This is a genomic window from Streptomyces sp. BF23-19 (assembly GCF_041106355.1).
Classification (GTDB): domain Bacteria; phylum Actinomycetota; class Actinomycetes; order Streptomycetales; family Streptomycetaceae; genus Streptomyces; species Streptomyces virginiae_A.
Window position 1 is genome coordinate 59,446 of sequence record NZ_JBGBPT010000026.1, and the last position, 20,793, is coordinate 80,238.

The following is a 20,793-nucleotide window of genomic DNA, read 5'->3' on the forward strand; positions in this document are numbered from 1 at the left end:
CCGGCCGCGGCCGGTCCCCCGCCCCTTTCGCGGACCGCGTCAGGAAGCGGCCGGCGGCGTCGGCCCGCCGGGAGCGTCCTTGTGCGCGATCTTTCCCAGGGCGTCCTTCGCCTTGCCCGTCCCGCTCGTGATCTGGCCGCTGTACTTGCCCTTGGTCTTGGAGTCCATGGCCTTGGCCACCTTGTCCAGACTCTCGCCGATCCTGCCCTCGTGCTGCAGGGCCAGGTCGCCGACCTTGTCCTTCGCCGGACCGAGCTTGGCCTTCAGATTGTCCAGCAGGCCCATGGGTCACCTTCCGTTGGCGGTCGCTACGTGCGGGCGCCCTCACCGGTCTCACTGTCCGCGGCCACCGGGGCCGCCAGCTGCTTCGGAATCTCCACGACTGCCGCCTCCGGAGACTTCTCGGCAACAGGCTCGGCCTCCTCGGCCGCACCGGACTCCGCCGTCAGGTCCACCGCCGCGACCTCCTCGGTCACGACCTCGCCCTTACGACGAAAAAACCGATCAAAAACGCCCATGTCTACTCCCGTAACGTTACTCGTGTGAGTGAAGTTCCGCGTTGACCGAACCGGCCTGCGCCGGGCGTACGCAGGGCGCAGGCCCGGCCGGAACCTCGCCAGGGCAACGACCCCACCCGCACCCCGTCACGTAACTCGATCGGGTACATGCCGTGAGGTTTGCGAGACTGGGGCCGTGAGGAAAGCAGCCCCCGCCCCGCGGGTCATCGCCGTCGTAGGTCCCACCGCGGCAGGAAAGTCCGACCTGGGCGTAGCCCTGGCCCGCCGATTCGACGGCGAAGTCGTCAACGCCGACTCCATGCAGCTGTACCGGGGGATGGACATCGGCACCGCCAAGCTGACGACCGAGGAGCGCGGCGGTGTCCCGCACCACCTCCTCGACATCTGGGACGTCACCGACACCGCCAACGTCGCCGACTACCAACGGCTGGCCCGCCTGGAGATCGACAAACTGCTCGCCGAGGGCCGCACCCCCGTCCTCGTCGGCGGATCCGGCCTGTACGTCCGGGGTGCCCTGGACGTCATGGAGTTCCCCGGTACCGACCCCGAGGTCCGCGCCCGCCTCGAGGAAGAGGTCACCCTCCGCGGCTCCGGCGCCCTGCACGCCCGGCTCGCCGCCGCCGACCCGGCCGCCGCGCAGGCCATCCTGCCCAGCAACGGCCGCCGCATCGTCCGCGCGCTCGAGGTGATCGAGATCACCGGCCGCCCCTTCACCGCCAACCTGCCCGGCCACGAGTCCGTCTACGACACCGTGCAGATCGGCGTCGACGTGGCCCGCCCGGAGCTCGACGAGCGGATCGCGCTGCGGGTCGACCGGATGTGGGAGGACGGGCTCGTGGACGAGGTCCGCGCGCTGGAGGCCCGCGGGCTGCGTGACGGAATCACCGCCTCCAGGGCGCTGGGCTACCAGCAGGTGCTGGCCGCGCTCGCCGGTGAATGCACCGAGGACGAGGCCCGGGCCGAGACCGTCCGGGCGACCAAGCGGTTCGCCCGCCGTCAGGACTCCTGGTTCCGCCGCGACCCGCGCGTGCACTGGCTCAGCGGGGCCGCCGCCGACCGGGGGGAACTCCCCGGACTCGCGCAGTCGTTGGTCGAACGAGCGGTCACAGCCTGATCACGTGATGGCATCGGGACGCCTCACGCGCCAGTAGCGGGGCCGGGGGCGTGCCATCATCAAACTCCAGCGGGTGCGATCACCTGCGATGAACGGCGGCGTACTGAGTCCGAGTGGGGAGGGCGCGTGGCGATGGAGGCCGGCCCTCGCGACACCGGGCGGGACGACACCCGAAGGGAAGCGGATCCGATGCTTCTGGACGGGACGGACGGCACGGACGGGCCCACGGGACTCGGGCTGCCCGCCGATCCGGCGCGACTGACCCCGGACGGCCCGGACACCCCGGACTCCGCCGAGGCGGCGGCCGCCGCCGGACCCGAGTTCGAGGTCGAACTGCGCCCGCAGCGCCGCCTGCGCCTGTGGCAGATCGCCCCCATCGCGATGCTCGCCGCCACCGGTTCGCTGATGTTCGCCTTCCCGCTCGCCTTCGAGTTCGGCGACGGCGGTGCCGTGGTCGCCATGCTCGGATTCCTGATCAGCTGCTGCGCCGGAGGCTGGGGCATGATGGCCGCCCGACGGGTCGGCTACACGTGGCCCGGTCTCCCGGCCCGGGGGAGCGGCCGCCGCCCCGACTGGCGCATGGCCGCGCTGTACGCCGTCGTCGCGCTGGCCGTCGTAGGTCTCGCCGTGTACCGGGTCGCCCGGCTCCGCTGACCGCCCCTCGGCCGGTTCCGCCCCTCGGACGGTCCGGCACCTCTGAGCTGCGGCTCGGTACCATGGGCGGGTGACGCAGACCACCCTCTCCTTCCTCAAGGGCCACGGCACCGAGAACGACTTCGTGATCGTCCCGGACCCGGACAACGCCATCGAGCTGCCCGCGTCCGCCGTCGCGAAGCTGTGCGACCGGCGTGCCGGGATCGGCGCGGACGGCGTCCTGCACGTCGTCCGGTCCGCCACCCACCCCGAGGCCGCGCACCTGGCCGACGAGGCGGAGTGGTTCATGGACTACCGCAACAGCGACGGCTCCATCGCCGAGATGTGCGGCAACGGCGTCCGCGTCTTCGCCCGCTACCTCCACCACGCCGGACACGTCGAGCCCGGCGACCTCGCCGTCGCCACCCGCGGCGGCGTCAAGCGCGTCCACCTCGACAAGGCGGGCGACGTCACCGTCTCCATGGGCCGCGCCGAGCTGCCCGAGGGCGAGGTCACGGTCAGCGTCGGAGAGCGGAGCTGGCCCGCGCGCAATGTGAACATGGGCAATCCGCACGCCGTGGCCTTCGTCGAAAGCCTCGACGACGCCGGCACCCTGTACACCGCCCCGCCGTTCAGCCCGGCGTCCGCCTACCCGGCCGGGGTCAACGTCGAGTTCGTCGTCGACCGCGGCCCCCGGCACGTCGCCATGCGCGTCCACGAGCGCGGCTCCGGCGAGACCCGCTCCTGCGGCACCGGCGCCTGCGCCGTCGCCGTGGCGGCCATCCGCCGCGACGGCGTGGACCCGGCCGTCACCGGCGACGCGGTCGCCTACACCGTCGACCTCCCCGGCGGAACCCTGATCATCACCGAACACCCCGACGGTCGGATCGACATGACCGGACCGGCCGTGATCGTGGCTGCGGGGGAGTTCGACAGGGACTGGCTCACCGAAACGGCTTTCGGCTGAAGCTTCCCTCTAATGGGTGATCCGTTTCACGCTGAGCGAGAGGTGGACTGCGCCACGTGGTGGGGTCGGTAACATCAGGCACCGGCCCTGAGGGCTCACCCCATGCCCACCACCGCCGGTCGAAGCCGCCGGAGGTGCCCATGAGTGCAGAGGCCACGAACCCCGAAGCACACCCCGAAGCGCGCCCTGAGCTCCGCAGACGGGGGCGGACCAGGCTCGATCTGCGCCGCCTCGGGCGCGCTGCCCTGCTCGGGCCGACGTCGCGAGACCGGCTTCCGGACGCCATCGGCCACGTGGCCGAGGCACACCGCGCCCACCATCCGGACGCCGATTTGTCCATTCTGCGCCGCGCGTATCTCCTCGCGGAGACCTCGCACCGCGGCCAGATGCGAAAAAGTGGTGAGCCGTACATCACACATCCGCTCGCCGTTACCCTGATCCTCGCCGAACTGGGCGCCGAAACCACCACCTTGACGGCCTCTCTGCTCCACGACACCGTCGAGGACACGGACGTGACCCTCGATCAGGTACGGGCGGAGTTCGGCGACGAGGTGTGCTTCATCGTCGACGGCGTCACCAAGGTGGAGAAGATCGACTACGGCGCCGCCGCCGAGCCCGAGACCTTCCGCAAGATGCTCGTCGCCACCGGCAACGACGTCCGCGTCATGTCCATCAAACTCGCGGACCGGCTGCACAACATGCGCACCCTGGGCGTGATGCGCCCCGAGAAGCAGGCCCGCATCGCCAAGGTCACCCGCGACGTCCTCATCCCGCTGGCCGAACGGCTCGGCGTCCAGGCCCTCAAGACCGAGCTGGAAGACCTCGTCTTCGCGATCCTGCACCCCGAGGAGTACGAGAGCACCCGCGCGCTCATCGCCGCCCACGCCGGGGAACGCGACCCGCTGCCCGCCATCGCCGACTCCGTACGCGGCGTCCTGCGCGAGGCCGGCATCACCGCCGAAGTACAGGTCCGGCCCCGGCACTTCGTCTCCGTGCACCGCATCGCCCGCACCCGCGGCGAGCTACGCGGCTCCGACTTCGGCCGCATCCTCGTCCTCGTCGGCGAGAACGCCGACTGCTACGCCGTGCTCGGCGAGCTGCACACCTGCTTCACCCCGGTCGTCTCGGAGTTCAAGGACTTCATCGCCACCCCGAAGTTCAACCTCTACCAGTCGCTGCACACCGCCGTCGCCACGCCCGAGGGCTACGTGGCCGAGGTCATCGTGCGGACCCGGCAGATGCACCGCGTCGCCGAGGCCGGCGTGGTCGCCCTCGGAAATCCGTACACCACCGCGACGCCCGACGCCGCCACCGACCCGGACGAGGAGCGCGTGGACCCCACGCGGCCCGGCTGGCTGTCCCGACTGCTCGACTGGCAGCAGTCCGCGCCCGACCCCGACACCTTCTGGACCGTGCTCCGGGCGGAGCTGGCCCAGGACCGGGAGATCACCGTGTTCCGGGCCGACGGCGGAACGCTGGGCCTGCCGGCCGGGGCCAGCTGTATCGACGCCGCCTACGCGCAGCACGGCGCGGCGGCCCACGGCTGTATCGGCGCCCGGGTCAACGGGCGCCTCACCTCCTTGTCCTCCCCGCTGTCCGACGGGGACACCGTCCAACTGCTGCTCGCGCAGGACGCCTCCTCCGGACCCGCCGCCGAGTGGCTCGACCACGCCCGGACCCCGGCGGCCCGGATCGCCATCAGCAGCTGGCTCGAAGCCCACCCCGACCGGGCCATGGCCCCCACCTCGGCCGCCCGCGCGCCGCTGTCGGTGGTCGGCGCCCGCGGCGGCGGGGGCAACGCGGTCGCCGACCTCCCGGACGCCACCGTGCGACTCGCCGGGTGCTGCACGCCGGTGCCGCCGGACGCCGTCGCCGGCTTCCTGGTCCGTGGCGGGGCCGTCACCGTGCACCGCATCCACTGCGCGGCGGTGGCGCAGATGCGCGCCGTGGGGCGTACCTCCGTCGCCGTGCACTGGCGGGCCACGGCGGACTGTCGGGTCACCCTGCGCGCTGAATCGTTCGGCCGCCCGCATCTGCTGGCCGATCTGACCGAGGCCATCGCCCGCGAGGGCGTCGAGGTGGTCTCCGCGACCGTGGAACCGCCGGTCGAGCAGCGGGTCCGGCACAGCTACACCCTGCAGCTGCCCGACGCGGCCGGGCTGCCCGCGCTGATGCGGGCGATGCGGGACGTGCCGGGCGTGTACGACGTCAGCCGGGTGTAGCCGTCGGGTGCGTGCCGACGGCCGTGCCCGACGGACGATTCCGCTTGAGTCCGCCTGACGCCTGCCTGACGCCCGCTTGACGGCCGCCGGGTGCCCGCCGGGGTGCGGACGTAGGCCGGGACGGCTCCGGACGGCCTCGTTCGGGTGGACCCGTCGCGCGCCGTTCGCGGCCGTGTGGCGGGCGCTGGTAAGCGGTGGTGGATGCAGCTCTCCTCCCCGCGCCTGCGCGCCGCCCTGCTCGCCGCGGCCTCCCTCACCCTCGTCGCCGCCGTCCTGCCCCCGCCGACGCCCCTGGGCATCGGCGACCGGCTCTTCCCGGAACTCGGGAACCCCGGGTACGACGTGCTTTCGTACGACCTGTCCTTCGCCTACAAGGACAACCTGACCCCGCTCGACGCGGTCACCGTCATCGACGCCCGCGCCCTGGACAGGTTGGAGCGCATCAACCTGGACTTCACCCACGGCAAGGTGGCGTCCGCCGAGGTCAACGGGGAGCCGGCGCGGTTCGAGAGCGCGGGGGAGGACCTCGTGCTCACGCCCGCGCGCCCGGTGGCGGAGCGCATGCCCCTGCGCATCACCATCCGGCACACCAGCGACCCGCGCGGCCGCGGGGACGGCGGCTGGGTGCCCACGGAGGACGGCCTGGCCATGGCCAACCAGGCGGACGCCGCCCACCGCGTCTTCCCCTGCAACGACCACCCCGCCGACAAGGCGATCTTCACCTTCCGGATCACCGCCCCGACCGGGCTCACGGCCGTCGCCAACGGGGAGCCGGTGGCCCCCGCCGTACGGCTCGGACCCACGACGACCTGGACGTACCGGACCCGACACCCGATGGCCACCGAGCTGGCCCAGGTCTCGGTGGGCCGTTCCGCGGTCGTGCACGGCACCGGACCGCACGGGCTGCCGCTGCGCGACGTGGTGCCCGCCCAGGACCGGGAGCGCCTGGATCCCTGGCTGAAGAAGACCGCGGGCCACATCGAGTGGATGGAGGAGCGGGTCGGCCGCTACCCCTTCGAGAACTACGGGGTGCTGATCGCGCGGGCCACGACCGGATTCGAGCTGGAGACGCAGACCCTCTCGCTCTTCGAGAGCAACCTGTTCGCCGGTGAGGGCTACCCCGACTGGTACGTCGAGTCCGTGATGGTCCACGAACTCGCCCACCAGTGGTTCGGCGACAGCGTCACCCCGCGCACCTGGTCCGACCTCTGGCTCAACGAGGGACACGCCACCTGGTACGAGGCCCTGTACGCGGACGGGCTCGGCAAGTACTCCCTGGAGCGGCGCATGCGCGAGGCGTACCAGCGCTCCGACCAGTGGCGGGCGGCGGGCGGCCCGCCGGCCGCCCCGAAGGCCGCGGCCCCCGGAGAGAAGATCGGGCTGTTCCGGCCGGTGGTCTACGACGGGTCCGCGCTGATCCTCTACGCCCTGCGGCAGGAGATCGGCGCCGAGGCCTTCGACCGGATCGAGCGGCGCTGGGTCTCGGAGAACCGGGACGGGATCGCGGGGACGACCGACTTCGTACGCCTGGCCTCGCAGGAGGCGGGCCGCGACCTGACCGCCTTCCTGGAGCCCTGGCTGTACGGGACCACGACCCCGCCGATGCCGGGGCACCCGGAGTGGAGCGGCAAGGCCGCCACGGCGGCCGACAAGGCCGCCACGACCCCTGGCAAGGCGTCCTGAGCCTGCGCCCGCGGTCGCCCGAGCCCCCGCCTTCCGCGGCATCCGGCAGGGCCGCGGCGGGCGGGAGCGCCCAATAAAGGGTGTGACCGGTGAGGAACGGGCATGTCACCATCGACGGGGCCGCGCGGGGAATCCCCCGGCGGTGTGACACGTTGGACGTGACAGTTAACGTGACACTGCTATTCGAATCGACGTAAGGATCCAATGACCTCCTCTTCTTCCCCTTCCCAGGACGCGCGGGACGCACAGGATGCGCGGGACCCGCAGAGCTTCACCGAGAGCCTTCGGGCCGATGCCCTGATGGAAGAGGACGTCGCCTGGAGCCACGAGATCGACGGAGACCGGGACGGCGAGCAGTTCGAACGCTCGGAGCGCGCGGCCCTGCGCCGCGTGGCCGGCCTCTCCACCGAGCTCGAAGACGTCACCGAGGTCGAGTACCGGCAGCTGCGCCTGGAGCGCGTCGTGCTGGTCGGCGTCTGGACCTCCGGCACGGTGATCGACGCGGAGAACTCCCTCGCGGAGCTCGCCGCCCTCGCCGAGACGGCGGGTGCCCTCGTACTCGACGGTGTGATCCAGCGCCGTGACAAGCCGGACCCGGCGACCTTCATCGGCTCGGGCAAGGCGCGCGAGCTGCGGGACATCGTCATGGAGAGCGGCGCCGACACCGTCGTGTGCGACGGCGAGCTCAGCCCCGGCCAGCTCATCGCCCTCGAAGACGTCGTCAAGGTGAAGGTGGTCGACCGGACCGCGCTGATCCTCGACATCTTCGCCCAGCACGCCAAGTCCCGAGAGGGCAAGGCGCAGGTCGCGCTCGCGCAGATGCAGTACATGCTGCCGCGACTGCGTGGCTGGGGTGCCTCGCTGTCCCGCCAGATGGGTGGCGGCGGCGGTGGCGGCATGGCCACCCGAGGTCCCGGTGAGACCAAGATCGAGACCGACCGGCGACGGATCCGCGAGAAGATGGCGAAGATGCGCCGGGAGATCGCGGAGATGAAGACCGGCCGTGACATCAAGCGGCAGGAACGACGCCGCAACAAGGTGCCCTCGGTGGCCATCGCCGGTTACACCAACGCGGGCAAGTCCTCGCTGCTCAACCGCCTCACGGGCGCGGGCGTACTGGTGGAGAACGCGCTGTTCGCCACCCTCGACCCGACCGTGCGCCGGGCCGAGACGCCGAGCGGCCGGGTCTACACCCTGGCCGACACCGTCGGCTTCGTCCGGCACCTGCCCCACCACCTGGTCGAGGCCTTCCGCTCCACGATGGAGGAGGTCGGGGACTCCGACCTGATCCTGCACATCGTGGACGGTTCGCACCCGGCACCGGAGGAGCAGCTGGCGGCGGTGCGCGAGGTGATCCGCGAGGTCGGCGCGGTCAACGTGCCCGAGATCGTCGTGATCAACAAGGCGGACGCCGCGGATCCGCTGGTTCTGCAGCGGCTGCTGCGGATCGAGCGGCACTCCATCGCCGTCTCGGCGCGGACGGGCCTGGGCATCGAGGAACTCCTCGCGCTCATCGACTCCGAGCTGCCGCGGCCCGAGGTCGAGGTGGAGGCCATGGTGCCGTACACGCGCGGCTCGCTGGTCGCCAAGGCGCACGCGGAGGGCGAGGTGATCTCCGAGGAGCACACCCCGGACGGCACCCTGCTCAAGGCGCGGGTCCACCAGGAACTGGCGGCGGACCTGGCGCCGTACGCGCTCGCGAAGCGCTGAGCGTGCCGGACGGCGTGACGGTGTGACGGCGTGACGGTGTGACGGCTGAGGCCCCCCTGCACCGCAGGGGGGCCTCAGCCGTTGGGTCACGCCAGGGGTTCGGAGCCGCTCGAGCTCCTCGAACTACTTGTCCTGCTTTTCCTACTTGAACTTGCGGCTGACGGCGTCGAAGATGCCCTTCGCCTCCGGACCCAGCCGGGGTCCGGCCAGCCAGCCCGCCTTGGCCGGGCCGATCGAGGTGTTCGACACCAGCGCCGGCTTGCCGTCGGAGCCCGCCGAGACCCAGCCGCCACCGGAGGAGCCGCCGGTCATGGTGCAGCCGATGCGGAACATCACCGGGTCGCTCGTGTTCAGGGAAAGCCGGCCCGGCCTGTCCGTGCACTGGAAGGCACGCTGGCCGTCGAACGGAGCCGCCGCCGGGTAGCCCGTCGCCGTGACACTCCCGACCTTCTGCACGGCCTGCGCGTTGAACTCCACCGGGAGCGCGGAACCGACCGTCTCCTCAAGCGACTTGGTGCTGCCCTTCTCGGGCATCACGTGCAGCACCGCGAAGTCGTACGGGGCACCCGCGCCACCGGTCGGACCGCCGCCCGCGATCCACTGGTCGGAGGTCTGCGCCCAGTCGCTCCACCAGACGCCGAACGGGGCCACCTGGTCGCGGGGCGCGCCCTTGAGCTGCGCCGCCTGCTTGCCCGCGTTGTTGTAGGACGGGACGAAGGCGATGTTGCGGTACCAACCGCCGGCCTTGCCCGCGTGCACGCAGTGGCCCGCCGTCCAGACCATGTTCGACTTGCCGGGGTGGGCCGGGTCCTTGACCACGGTCGCCGAACAGACCATCGAGCCCTCGGGGCCGTCGAAGAACACCTTGCCGGCCGCCGGAACGCTCGTGTGGTAGGGCGGGGTGGCCTGCTTGGCCGCCACCGGTGCCGGGACCGGGTCGGTGACGCCCTGGTCCTTGCCCGCGTCGGGATCGACGGCCGGGCGCTGCGGCTGCTCGGCGTCACGCATGCGGTCCGGGTCCCACAGGCCCTCGATGACGGGGTTGATGTAGTCGCCCGCCTCGCGGAGCCAGTCCTCCCTCTTCCAGTTCTTCCACTCACCCCCCTTCCACTTCTCCAAGTCGATTCCGTGCTCCTTGAGCTTGTCCTTGAGCTGGTCGGGGATCTTTATCCCGTCCTGGCCCGGCAGACTCGCCGCCACGGTCGGCTTGGCGTCGCCGCCGGCCTCCCCGTCGCCGGGGCCGCAGGCACCCGCGGTCAGCGCGAGCGTGGCCGCGCACAGAATCGCGGTGACCGGTCGGTTCGATCGCATGTCGTTCGTCCCCCTGGGAGTTCGAGGAGTGGAGTGCAGGCCCCCACTATGCCGCTGTCGCACAGGACGACCTAGGCCGGGGCCGCGGTTCCTGGCGTTCTCCCCTTGCGGGACAAGGATCTTGAGTCAACCCGTGATCCCTCGCCGTCACCGTCGTTGGTACGTACGGGGGATGGGGGAGCAGCGTTCATGTTCGATACGCAATCCGGAAGAGCAATCCGTGCGGGAGGACCGACACTCGTGGCTGTCACCGAGCCGGCCGCGGCGGCGGCCGCGACAGAGATCCCGCCTCAAGTGCCGCAACAGGGAAGTCGGGGGACGATCCCGGACGGAACCGACGGTCCGGACGTACGCGGCGGGCCGGGCGGTGCCGTCGCCTCCGAGGGCATCCTGCGCAGGCAGGCACAACGGGAGTCCGCCGCCCGGACATACGCCCGTTCGCTGCCCATCGTCCCGGTGCGGGCCCGCGGACTGACCATCGAGGGCGCCGACGGGCGGCGCTACCTCGACTGCCTCTCCGGGGCCGGCACGCTCGCCCTCGGGCACAACCACCCGGTGGTGCTCGAAGCCATCCGGGGCGTCCTCGACTCCGGGGCCCCGCTGCACGTGCTGGACCTCGCGACCCCGGTCAAGGACGCCTTCACCACCGAGCTGTTCGCCAACCTGCCGCCCGCGCTGGCCGCCGACGCGCGCATCCAGTTCTGCGGGCCGGCCGGTACGGACGCCGTGGAGGCCGCCCTCAAACTGGTGCGCACCGCGACCGGACGCTCCGGGCTGCTCGCCTTCACCGGCGCCTATCACGGCATGACCGCCGGAGCCCTGGACGCCTCGGGAGGCGCCCCCGAGGTAAGGGTGACCCGGCTGCCCTACCCGCAGGACCTTCGCTGTCCGTTCGGCGTCGGCGGCCCCGAGGGCGCCGAACTCTCCGCGCGTTGGACGGAGAACCTGCTGGACGACCCGAAGGGCGGGGTGCCCGCCCCCGCCGCCATGATCGTCGAACCCGTGCAGGGCGAGGGCGGGGTGATCCCCGCCCCGGACGGCTGGCTGCGTCGGATGCGCGAGATCACCGCGGCGCGGGGGATCCCGCTGATCGTCGACGAGGTGCAGACGGGCGTCGGCCGGACCGGTGCCTTCTGGGGAGTCGACCACGCCGGGGTGGTGCCCGACGTCATGGTCCTCTCCAAGGCCATCGGCGGGAGCTTGCCGCTCGCCGTGATCGTGTACCGGGCCGACCTCGACGTGTGGGCCCCCGGCGCGCACGCGGGCACCTTCCGCGGCAATCAGCTCGCCATGGCCGCCGGTACCGCCACGCTCGCCTTCGTCCGCGAGAACCGGCTCGCCGAGCGCGCCGCCGCCCTGGGGGAGCGGATGCTGACGGCCCTGCACGGCCTGGCCTGCGGCCATCCCTGCATCGGGGAGGTACGGGGCAGGGGCCTGATGATCGGTGTCGAACTCGTCGACCCCGACACCGGGGCCGCCGCACCGGCCCTCGCCGCCGCCGTCCGCCAGGAGTGCCTGAACCGCGGCCTGATCGTCGAGCTCGGCGGCCGCCACGGCGCCGTGGTCCGCCTCCTTCCCCCGCTGACCCTGGCCGGCGAGCAGGCCGGGGCGGGTCTCGGCCGCCTGGCCGACGCCATCCCGGCCGCCGCCCGCCGCACCCACTGACCCGTACACCGAGGACCCGCGATGCCAGACCCGCACCAGTCGACCCCCGTCACGGAGACCCAACCGCCGTCTCCCGACCGGCTCGCCCCACCGCCGGGACCGGCCCAGGCGCAGCCGGCCCCCGAGGCCGTTGCCCCGGAGCGGCCGTCGTCGCCGTCCGGCTCCACGGCGCCGCTGCGGGAAGCCGCGGAGCCGCCGGCCCCGACGCCCCTGCCCGATGTACCCGAGGCGCAAGATCCGGGTCCGGCCGCCGGCCCGCCGGCCCGACTCGTAGCCGCCGAGGACGCGCCGACCCGGCCCCCGGCCGGCACGCTGCCCCACCCGGACGGGACCACGGCCGAGCACCCGCGGCAGGGCATGGCGGGTGCACCCGACGCACCGGATCAGCTCCCCCCGTTCGTGGCCGCGGCCGCCACCACCGGGTCCGGGGCCGTCACCGGCGCCGAGGCGACGGCCACCGTGCCCCGGCAGAAGGACGGCACACCACCCCGACCCCGCACCGGATGGACGAGCCCCCTCCGGCTGGAGCCGACCACACTGCCCGACCTCCTCGACCACCCCGACCCGGCCGTCGCCGCCGAGGCCGCGGCGGTGGAGAACCTGCTCCGCTGCGTGGTCCGCGAATCCGGTCTCGGCCGCCCCGACGGCCCCGCCGGAACCCCCCTGCGTATCCCCCTTCCCGCCTCCGGCGCCGCCCTGCTCGTCCCTGTCCGCCACTGGTCCCACACCGGCTGGCACCGATTCGGCGCGGTCCGCCTCGAAGGCACGACCGCCGCCGCGCCCTCCCTCGACGCCGTCACCATCGCCGCGCTCATCGCCCGTGAGGGCACGAGCGGTGGTCGGGGCGCCGCTGACCTCGTCGGCCGTGTCGCCGACTCGGTCCGCCGCACCGCCGAATTCATCGCCGACCGGCGGGAACGCCCCACCGCCCCGGCCCCCGTCGGCGGGGACCGCTTCCTCACCGCCGAACAGGCGCTCCTGCTCGGCCATCCCCTCCAACCGGACCCGAAGAGTCGCGAAGGACTCTCCGAGGCCGAGGTACGCCGTTACTCACCCGAACTCCACGGCTCCTTCCCCCTGCACTGGTTCGCGGTCGAACCCGCCGCTCTCGCGAGCGAATCGGCCTGGACCGAGAGCGGCCGCCCCGTCTCCGCCCCACAGCTCCTCGGCCGGCTCGCCCCCGGGCTCCCGTTGCCCCACGGCACCACCCCCCTTCCCCTGCACCCCTGGCAGGCCCGCGACCTGCTCCAGCGCCCCGCCGTCACCGCCCTCCGCGACGCGGGACTTCTGCACGACCTGGGCCCGCACGGCGAGCCCTGGTACCCCACCTCCTCCGTCCGCACCGTCCACCGCCCGGGCGCCCCCGCGATGCTCAAGCTCTCCTTGGGCCTGCGCATCACCAACTCCCGCCGCGAGAACCTCCGCAAGGAACTCCACCGCGGCGTCGAGGTGCACCGGCTGCTCCGCACCGGCCTCGCCGAGCAGTGGCAGGCCTCCCACCCCGCCTTCGACATCGTCCGCGACCCCGCCTGGGTCGCCGTCGACGCCCCGGACGGAACCCCCGTACCCGGACTCGACGCCCTGCTGCGCCACAACCCCTTCCGTTCGGGCGACGACCCCGTCTGCATCGCCGCACTCACCGCTCCCCGCCCGTGGCCCGGCCGGACCACGATGAGCTCGCGCCTCGCCGAACTCGTCACCGGCCTCGCCACCGTCACCGGCCACACCACGTCCGCCGTCGCCGCCGAGTGGTTCCTGCGCTACCTCGACCACGTGGTCCTGCCGGTCCTCGCTTTCGACGCGCTCGCCGGTATCGCCCTCGAAGCGCACCAGCAGAACACCCTGGTGCTCCTCGACCCGGCCGGCTGGCCGATCGGCGGTCGCTACCGCGACAACCAGGGCTACTACTTCCGCGAATCCCGCCGCGCGGAACTGGAGCACCGGCTCCCCGGCATCGGAAGCGCCAGCGACACCTTCGTCTCCGACGCCGTCACCGACGAACGCTTCGCCTACTACCTCGGCATCAACAACGTGCTGGGCCTCATCGGCGCCTTCGGATCCCAGCGGCTCGCGGACGAACGCGTCCTCCTCGCCGCCTTCCGCCGTTTCCTCGCCAAGGCCGCGGGCCTCGGCCCGCTCCCCGCACGGCTGCTCGACTCGCCCACCCTGCGCTGCAAGGCGAATCTGCTCACCCGCCTGGGCGGTCTCGACGAGCTGGTCGGCCCCGTCGACACCCAGTCCGTCTACGTCACCATCACCAACCCCCTTCACGATTGACGCGTCGGCGCCGACGCGGAGAAGAGCCCCCGATGCCCTCCACCGACACCCCGGCCCCAGCTCCGGCCGCCGGATCCGCCCACGACATCCGCTCCGTCACAGGCTTCGCCGAATTCACCGGCACCACGCGCGAACAACGCCTCGACGTCGACCTGTTGCCCCTGCTCGCCGAGGCCGACCTGCTCGATTCCCCCGCCATCTGGGGCAGCGTCACCACATCAGCCGGAACATTCCGCCTCGAACCCGTGCGGCCCGGCCGTGACCTGGAGCTCCTCACCGGTTGGATGAACGATCCCGAAGTGGCCGCCTACTGGGAGCTCGCCGGCCCCGCCGCGATCACCGCCGCCCACCTACGGGCCCAGCTAGACGGCGACGGCAGCAGCATCCCCTGCCTCGGCTTCCTCGACGGCACACCGATGAGTTACTGGGAGATCTACCGGGCCGACCTCGACCCCCTCTCCGGGCACTACCCGGCGCGCCCCCACGACACGGGTATCCACCTGCTCATCGGAGACGGCACGAACCGCGGCCGCGGACTGGGAACAGCTCTGCTGCGCGCCGTCGCCGATCTGGTCCTCGGCAACCGCCCCCGCTGCACACGCGTCGTCGCGGAACCGGACATCCGCAACACCCCCTCCGTATCGGCCTTCCTGAACTCCGGATTCCGCTGCTCCGCGGAAATCGACCTTCCCGAGAAGCGGGCCGCCCTGATGATCCGGGAGCGGGTGCTGCGCAATCTCCTCTGAGTGTCGCCCCACAAACCCCGACCGACGTCGGCAGCTTCGCACCTCTCCCTTCGATAACTCTGCGTGACGAAGCAAAGTTCCCGACCTCCTGACCTCCGAGGAGTCCCGTGCCGAACTTTCCCGCAGCCCCCGACGCGGCCGAACCCGCCGTGCCCCCATCGCCCCAGCACCCCTGCACACCGCCCGAACTCAACCGCGCGACCTGGGACTTCGCCGCCCGTCGGCTGCTCGCCAAGATGCTCGGCGAATTCGCCTACGAGGAGATCATCCGTCCCGTGCCCGCACCGGCCGCCGCCGGCGATGCCTGGACCCTGGTCCTCGACGACGGCAGCAGCCTCGGCTTCCGCGCCCGCCGCCGCTCGTACGGCAGCTGGCACGTCACCCCGGACTCGATCACCCTCACCCCACCGGCGCCCGCGCCGCCCTCACCGCCCGTGTCCGGCGGCCTCGGGAGCCCGACCGCCTTCGGGGACCCGTACGCCTTCCTCATCCGGGCCCGTACCCTCCTCGGCCTCGACGGGCCCACCCTCGGTCACCTCGTCCGCGAGCTCAGCGCCACCCTCACCGCCGACGCCCGGCTCGACCACACGGCACTCACCGCCGACGTCCTCGCCGACCTCGACTACGCCGCCCTCGAAGGTCACCAGACCGGTCACCCCTGGCTCGTCCCCAACAAGGGCCGCATCGGACTCTCCGCCTCCGACACCGCGGCCTGGGCCCCCGAGGCCCGCACCCGCCAGCGACTGCCCTGGCTCGCCGCCCACACCTCGCTCGCCGCCTACCGCGGTACGGCCGGCCTGGAGGACCCCGCCCGCCTCTACACCGCCGAGCTCGGCCCCGTCACCCGGGCCACCTTCGACCGGGCCCTGCGCGACCGCGGCCTCGACCCGCTCCACTACCTCTACCTCCCCGTCCACCCCTGGCAGTGGGACGAGGTCGTCCTCCCCCTCTTCGCCCCGGCGCTCGCCTCCGGCGCCCTGGTACCGCTCCCCGCCGACCCCGACGTGCGACTCCCGCAGCAGTCCGTCCGCACCTTCCTCAACCTCAGCCGTCCCGACCGGCACAGCGTGAAACTGCCGCTCTCCGTCTTCAACACCATGGTCTGGCGCGGACTGCCGTCCGACCTCGCGCTCGCGGCCCCGGCCGTCACCGCCTGGATCCACTCCCTCCGCGACGGCGACCCCTTCCTCCGCGACGAGTGCCGGGTCGTCCTGCTCGGCGAGGTCGCCTCCGTCACCGTCCGCCACCCCGTCTACGACGAGCTCCCCGAGGTCCCGTACCAGTACAAGGAACTCCTCGGCGCGATCTGGCGCGAACCCCTCACCGGCCTGCTGGCGCCCGGCGAGCGTGCCCGCACGCTCGCCTCCCTCCTCCACACCGACCCGCGCGGCCGGTCCTTCACCGCCGAACTCGTCGCCCGGTCCGGGCTGACCCCCGCCGTCTGGCTGCAGCGCCTCTTCGCCGCCCTGCTGCCCCCGCTGCTCCACTTCCTCTACCGATACGGCACCGTCTTCTCCCCGCACGGCGAGAACACCATCGTGATCTTCGACGAGCAGGACGTCCCCGTCCGGCTCGCGGTCAAGGACTTCGTGGACGACGTCAACATCACCGACGAACCGCTGCCCGAGCTGCAGTCCCTGCCCGACGAGGTCCGAGCGGTGCTGCTCACCGAGCCCGCCGACTTCCTGCCCCAGTTCATCCACTCCGGGCTGTTCGTCGGCGTCTTCCGCTACCTCTCGGCCCTGTGCGAGGACGGCCTCGGTGTCCCGGAGGACGAGTTCTGGTCCCTCGTACGGGCGGAGATCCTGCGCCACCAGGCCCGCTTCCCGGAGCTCAAGGACCGCTACGAGCTCTTCGACCTGCTCGGCGAACGCATCGGACGGCTCTGCCTGAACCGGAACCGACTTTACGAGGACGGTTACCGTGACCGCCCCGACCGCCCGCACGCCGTGCAGCACGGGACCGTACCCAACCCCCTGTACCGGCCATGATTGCTCGCCGGTGCGCCCACTGTCAGTGCGGCCCCGTAGGGTTGGCAGTGCTATGACGAAGCCCTCCCTCCCCGACCTGCTGCACGCCGCCGTCTCCGCCGTCGGCGGCACGGAGCGCCCCGGCCAGGTGGCCATGGCCGAAGCCGTCGCCGAAGCGATCGACGACAACTCCCACCGCCTGATCCAGGCCGGTACCGGCACCGGTAAGTCCCTCGGCTACCTGGTGCCGGCCCTCGCGCACGGCGAGCGCGTGGTCGTCGCCACGGCGACCCTCGCCCTCCAGCGGCAGCTCGTCGAGCGCGATCTGCCACGGACGGTGGAGGCACTGCACCCGCAGCTGCGCCGCCGCCCGCAGTTCGCCATGCTCAAGGGCCGGTCCAACTACCTCTGCCTGCACCGCCTGCACGAGGGCGCTCCGCAGGACGAGGAGGACGGCCTCTTCGACCAGTTCGAGGCGGCCGCGCCCACCAGCAAGCTGGGCCAGGACCTGCTGCGCATGCGCGACTGGGCCGACGAGACCGAGACCGGGGACCGCGACGACCTGACCCCGGGCGTCTCGGACAAGGCCTGGTCGCAGATCTCCGTCTCCTCCCGCGAGTGCCTGGGCGCGACGAAGTGCGCGTACGGCGCCGAGTGCTTCGCGGAGGCCGCCCGTGAGCGGGCCAAGCTCGCGGACGTGGTCGTCACCAACCACGCCCTGCTCGCCATCGACGCCATCGAGGGCGCCCCCGTGCTGCCGCAGCACGAGGTGCTGATCGTGGACGAGGCCCACGAGCTGGTCTCCCGGGTGACCGGGGTCGCCACCGGCGAGCTCACCCCGGGCCAGGTCAACCGGGCCGTGAAGCGTGCGGCCAAGCTGGTCGACGAGAAGACCGCGGACGCCCTGCAGACCGCCTCCGAGACCTTCGAGCGGGTCATGGAGCTGGCGCTCCCCGGCCGGCTGGAGCAGATCCCCGAGGACCTCGGCTACGCGCTGATGTCCCTGCGGGACTCCGCGCGCAATGTGATCTCGGCGATCGGGGCGACCCGGGACAAGTCCGTCCACGACGAGGACGCGGTACGCAAGCAGGCGCTGGCCGCCGTGGAGAGCATCCACGGGGTGGCGGAGCGGATCACCAACGGCTCCGAGTACGACGTCGTCTGGTACGAGCGCCACGATCGCTTCGGTGCCACCCTCCGGGTCGCCCCCCTGTCGGTGTCCGGCCTGCTGCGCGAGAAGCTGTTCGAAGACCGCTCCGTGGTCCTGACCTCCGCCACCCTGAAGCTGGGCGGCGACTTCAACGGCGTCGCGGCCTCTCTGGGCCTGTCCCCCGAGGGGGTCGAGGGCGACGACGTTCCCGTCTGGCGCGGCCTCGATGTCGGCTCGCCCTTCGACTATCCCAAGCAGGGCATCCTCTACGTCGCCAAGCACCTGGCCACGCCGGGCCGCGAGGGAACCCGCGGCGACATGATGGACGAGCTCGCCGAGCTGATCGAGGCGGCCGGCGGCCGCACCCTCGGTCTCTTCTCCTCCATGCGTGGCGCCAAGGCGGCCGCCGAGGAGCTGCGCGGCCGGCTCGACAACCCGATCCTGCTCCAGGGCGAGGAAACCCTCGGCGAGCTGATCAAGTCCTTCGCCGCCGACCCGAAGACCTGCTTGTTCGGGACGCTCTCGCTCTGGCAGGGCGTGGACGTGCCCGGTCCCAGCTGCCAGCTCGTGGTCATGGACCGGATCCCCTTCCCGCGCCCCGATGACCCGCTGATGAGCGCCCGCCAGAAGTCGGTCGAGGAGCACGGCGGCAACGGCTTCATGGCCGTCGCGGCCACGCACGCCGCGCTGCTGATGGCTCAGGGCGCGGGCCGTCTCGTACGAGCCTCGGGCGACCGAGGTGTCGTCGCCGTTCTGGACCCCCGGCTGGCGACGGCCCGGTACGGGAGCTTCCTGCGGGCCACCCTGCCCGACTTCTGGTACACCACGGACCGCAATCAGGCCCGGCGTTCCCTGGCGGCGATCGACGCGACGGCCAAGGCCGACGGAAAGTAGTCCGCAGGTCGGCTGTTCTGCGGATCCACTGTTCTGCGGAACAGCCGGATCCGCTGCTCCGCCGGTCCCGCCTGCGGTCCCAACCGGTTCCGGGGCATGAACAACCCCCGGAACCGGCGCAGTGGGTTCCGGGGGCTGAATGGGGGCGGCGGGGGGTCAGACCCGACGCAGTACCGCGACGACCTTCCCGAGGATGGTCGCCTCGTCGCCGGGAATCGGCTGGTAGGCGGCGTTGTGCGGGAGGAGCCAGACATGGCCGTCCTCGCGCTTGAAGCGCTTGACCGTGGCTTCGCCGTCGAGCATCGCGGCGACGATGTCGCCGTTCTCCGCGACGGGCTGGCGACGTACCGTGACCCAGTCGCCGTCGCAGATGGCGGCCTCGATCATCGAGTCGCCGACGACCTTGAGGACGAAGAGCTCGCCGTCGCCCACCAGCTGGCGGGGGAGCGGGAAGACGTCCTCGACCGACTCCTCGGCGAGGATCGGTCCGCCGGCCGCGATCCGGCCGACCAGGGGAACGTAGGAGGCGGCGGGCTTTCCGGTGGTGTCCGTGGGCTGAGAGCTCGGCTGGTCGGAGCCGCGCACCTCGTAGGCCCGCGGGCGGTGCGGGTCGCGGCGCAGGAAGCCCTTGCGCTCCAGGGCCATCAGCTGGTGTGCGACCGACGAGGTGCTGGACAGGCCGACCGCCTGGCCGATCTCCCGCATCGATGGCGGGTAACCCCGACGCTGCACGGAGTCGCGAATGACCTCGATGACCCTCCGCTGCCGGTCCGTGAGTCCGGAGCTGTCGGCGCGGATGCCTGGAGGTCGACCTGGCAGCGAGCGTGCGGGGCGTACTACGGGCTCCGCATCCGGGTTCAGGTTTGCGTCGTTCATGGCATGCACCGGCTCGAGTCGGCTCTGGGAGCGGTTCTGGGCAGTGATGGCGGCACTGTCTGCGGTGGTGGTCACGTCGGCCCCTCTCGAAATGTTCTCCCTAGCTGGACAACGGTAGTAGCTTTCGAAAGGTTGCGCCAAACACACGTTCGAGTGAAAAATCGCAGATCGTCCCGCGTGGGCATATCGAGAGGTGTATGGACGATCGGTTCGCCGAACGCGGGTTCGGCTCGACATCCGCCGCTTACGGTACCCTTCCCGGTCGGATCGTCACCTTCCGGGCCTGTGCCCAGTGTGGCACCGGGAGGCCCCGTGTCCGCCCAACGGACACCGCGACACGCGGAGCCACGTAAATCCGCCACAACCCAAGATCTAGTGGTTGGATGAGCGCTGCCACCCAGAGGTTGTGGTCCTCGGGTCTTCCGAGGGGGCCGGCATCGCATATGCTGGTGGCTGCTCCACGAGCCCCCGACAGAGTCCGTCTCCGTCGTTCAGGGGCTCCGTGGGGTGATTCGGTCGTGCCAAAAGGGAGGGTGAGGGAACCATGCACTGCCCCTTCTGCAGGCACCCCGACAGCCGCGTCGTCGACAGTCGCACCACGGACGACGGCACATCGATCCGCAGGCGCCGTCAGTGCCCCGACTGCTCCCGTCGCTTCACGACGGTGGAGACGGCCTCGCTGATGGTGATCAAGCGCAGCGGGGTGACGGAACCCTTCAGTCGAACCAAGGTCATCTCAGGCGTGCGCAAGGCGTGCCAGGGGCGGCCGGTCACCGAGGACGCCCTCGCCAAGCTCGGCCAGCGGGTCGAGGAGGCGCTGCGCGCCACCGGGAGTGCCGAGCTGACCACCCACGACGTGGGTCTGGCCATACTCGGCCCGTTGCAGGAGCTCGACCTGGTCGCGTACCTGCGCTTCGCTTCCGTCTACAAAGCTTTCGACACCCTTGAAGACTTCGAGACCGCCATCGCGGAACTCCGCGTTCCGCGGTCTCATCCTGAAGAGTGCGAGCTCGGGAGGACCGCCCAGGTCCCCGTGCCCGCCTCCGCCGCCGACTGA

Annotated in this window: 16 protein-coding genes; 12 read left to right on the forward strand and 4 right to left on the reverse strand. The window is 71.9% G+C overall.

Annotated features, from left to right (window positions below; genetic code table 11):
- Positions 1–39: 39 nt before the first annotated feature.
- Together AB8A24_RS17060 and AB8A24_RS17065 are read right to left on the reverse strand one after the other, a co-directional pair.
- Entirely contained in the window at positions 40–285 is a 246-nt protein-coding gene (locus AB8A24_RS17060) for an antitoxin (protein WP_266378925.1), read from the reverse strand.
- Between the two features lie 23 nt (positions 286–308).
- Positions 309–476 (reverse strand): gliding motility protein, encoded by a 168-nt coding sequence (locus AB8A24_RS17065; protein ID WP_266443754.1) that lies wholly within the window; start codon positions 474–476, stop codon positions 309–311.
- A 217-nt stretch (positions 477–693) separates the two neighbouring features.
- On the opposite strand from AB8A24_RS17065, the gene miaA reads away from it, so the two are divergent.
- The 6 genes from miaA to hflX all read left to right on the forward strand — a co-directional run bounded on the left by miaA (position 694) and on the right by hflX (position 8,847).
- Complete coding sequence (miaA, locus tag AB8A24_RS17070) at positions 694–1,632, forward strand: tRNA (adenosine(37)-N6)-dimethylallyltransferase MiaA (protein ID WP_033217404.1); 939 nt, start codon at positions 694–696, stop codon at positions 1,630–1,632.
- 189 nt (positions 1,633–1,821) lie between these two features.
- Positions 1,822–2,286 (forward strand): hypothetical protein, encoded by a 465-nt coding sequence (locus AB8A24_RS17075; protein WP_328961380.1) that lies wholly within the window; start codon positions 1,822–1,824, stop codon positions 2,284–2,286.
- 70 nt (positions 2,287–2,356) lie between these two features.
- On the forward strand, positions 2,357–3,232 hold the full coding sequence (dapF, locus tag AB8A24_RS17080; protein WP_328961379.1) for a diaminopimelate epimerase: 876 nt from the start codon (positions 2,357–2,359) through the stop codon (positions 3,230–3,232).
- Between the two features lie 140 nt (positions 3,233–3,372).
- Entirely contained in the window at positions 3,373–5,454 is a 2,082-nt protein-coding gene (locus AB8A24_RS17085; RefSeq protein WP_328961378.1) for an HD domain-containing protein, read from the forward strand.
- A gap of 201 nt (positions 5,455–5,655) precedes the next feature.
- On the forward strand, positions 5,656–7,137 hold the full coding sequence (locus AB8A24_RS17090) for a M1 family metallopeptidase (RefSeq protein ID WP_328961377.1): 1,482 nt from the start codon (positions 5,656–5,658) through the stop codon (positions 7,135–7,137).
- A gap of 204 nt (positions 7,138–7,341) precedes the next feature.
- Positions 7,342–8,847, forward strand: coding sequence for a GTPase HflX (gene hflX / locus AB8A24_RS17095; RefSeq protein WP_030713381.1), 1,506 nt, complete (start codon positions 7,342–7,344; stop codon positions 8,845–8,847).
- 141 nt (positions 8,848–8,988) lie between these two features.
- On the opposite strand, the gene AB8A24_RS17100 is transcribed toward hflX, so the two are convergent.
- A complete protein-coding gene (locus AB8A24_RS17100; RefSeq protein WP_369476417.1) occupies positions 8,989–10,158 on the reverse strand; it encodes a serine protease in 1,170 nt (389 codons plus the stop codon).
- Between the two features lie 189 nt (positions 10,159–10,347).
- On the opposite strand from AB8A24_RS17100, the gene AB8A24_RS17105 reads away from it, so the two are divergent.
- From AB8A24_RS17105 to AB8A24_RS17125, 5 genes are all read left to right on the forward strand, one after another.
- On the forward strand, positions 10,348–11,823 hold the full coding sequence (locus AB8A24_RS17105) for a diaminobutyrate--2-oxoglutarate transaminase family protein (RefSeq protein ID WP_369476419.1): 1,476 nt from the start codon (positions 10,348–10,350) through the stop codon (positions 11,821–11,823).
- Positions 11,824–11,844: 21 nt separating this feature from the next.
- Positions 11,845–14,100 carry an IucA/IucC family protein gene (locus AB8A24_RS17110; RefSeq protein WP_369476421.1) on the forward strand — a complete coding sequence of 752 codons (2,256 nt, stop codon included), beginning with the start codon at positions 11,845–11,847 and terminating at the stop codon, positions 14,098–14,100.
- A gap of 32 nt (positions 14,101–14,132) precedes the next feature.
- Entirely contained in the window at positions 14,133–14,846 is a 714-nt protein-coding gene (locus tag AB8A24_RS17115; RefSeq protein WP_328961373.1) for a GNAT family N-acetyltransferase, read from the forward strand.
- 149 nt (positions 14,847–14,995) lie between these two features.
- Entirely contained in the window at positions 14,996–16,837 is a 1,842-nt protein-coding gene (locus AB8A24_RS17120) for an IucA/IucC family siderophore biosynthesis protein (RefSeq protein WP_328965826.1), read from the forward strand.
- Between the two features lie 52 nt (positions 16,838–16,889).
- Positions 16,890–18,860 (forward strand): ATP-dependent DNA helicase, encoded by a 1,971-nt coding sequence (locus AB8A24_RS17125; protein ID WP_030713363.1) that lies wholly within the window; start codon positions 16,890–16,892, stop codon positions 18,858–18,860.
- 156 nt (positions 18,861–19,016) lie between these two features.
- On the opposite strand, the gene lexA is transcribed toward AB8A24_RS17125, so the two are convergent.
- The gene (gene lexA / locus AB8A24_RS17130) at positions 19,017–19,811 is read right to left on the reverse strand and encodes a transcriptional repressor LexA (protein ID WP_030713361.1); all 795 of its coding nucleotides are present in this window, start codon (positions 19,809–19,811) and stop codon (positions 19,017–19,019) included.
- Between the two features lie 469 nt (positions 19,812–20,280).
- Between lexA and nrdR the strand changes: the two genes are divergently transcribed.
- The gene (gene nrdR / locus AB8A24_RS17135) at positions 20,281–20,793 is read left to right on the forward strand and encodes a transcriptional regulator NrdR (protein ID WP_030713347.1); all 513 of its coding nucleotides are present in this window, start codon (positions 20,281–20,283) and stop codon (positions 20,791–20,793) included.

Coding starts and splice junctions, on each gene's coding strand:
- AB8A24_RS17075 (WP_328961380.1), top strand. CDS start 1,822: ATGCTTCTGGACGGGACGGACGGCACGGACGGGCCCACGGGACTCGGG.
- AB8A24_RS17085 (WP_328961378.1), top strand. CDS start 3,373: ATGAGTGCAGAGGCCACGAACCCCGAAGCACACCCCGAAGCGCGCCCT.
- AB8A24_RS17110 (WP_369476421.1), top strand. CDS start 11,845: ATGCCAGACCCGCACCAGTCGACCCCCGTCACGGAGACCCAACCGCCG.
- hflX (WP_030713381.1), top strand. CDS start 7,342: ATGACCTCCTCTTCTTCCCCTTCCCAGGACGCGCGGGACGCACAGGAT.
- AB8A24_RS17115 (WP_328961373.1), top strand. CDS start 14,133: ATGCCCTCCACCGACACCCCGGCCCCAGCTCCGGCCGCCGGATCCGCC.
- AB8A24_RS17100 (WP_369476417.1), bottom strand. CDS start 10,158: ATGCGATCGAACCGACCGGTCACCGCGATTCTGTGCGCGGCCACGCTC.
- AB8A24_RS17105 (WP_369476419.1), top strand. CDS start 10,348: ATGTTCGATACGCAATCCGGAAGAGCAATCCGTGCGGGAGGACCGACA.
- AB8A24_RS17090 (WP_328961377.1), top strand. CDS start 5,656: ATGCAGCTCTCCTCCCCGCGCCTGCGCGCCGCCCTGCTCGCCGCGGCC.
- nrdR (WP_030713347.1), top strand. CDS start 20,281: ATGCACTGCCCCTTCTGCAGGCACCCCGACAGCCGCGTCGTCGACAGT.
- AB8A24_RS17060 (WP_266378925.1), bottom strand. CDS start 285: ATGGGCCTGCTGGACAATCTGAAGGCCAAGCTCGGTCCGGCGAAGGAC.
- AB8A24_RS17125 (WP_030713363.1), top strand. CDS start 16,890: ATGACGAAGCCCTCCCTCCCCGACCTGCTGCACGCCGCCGTCTCCGCC.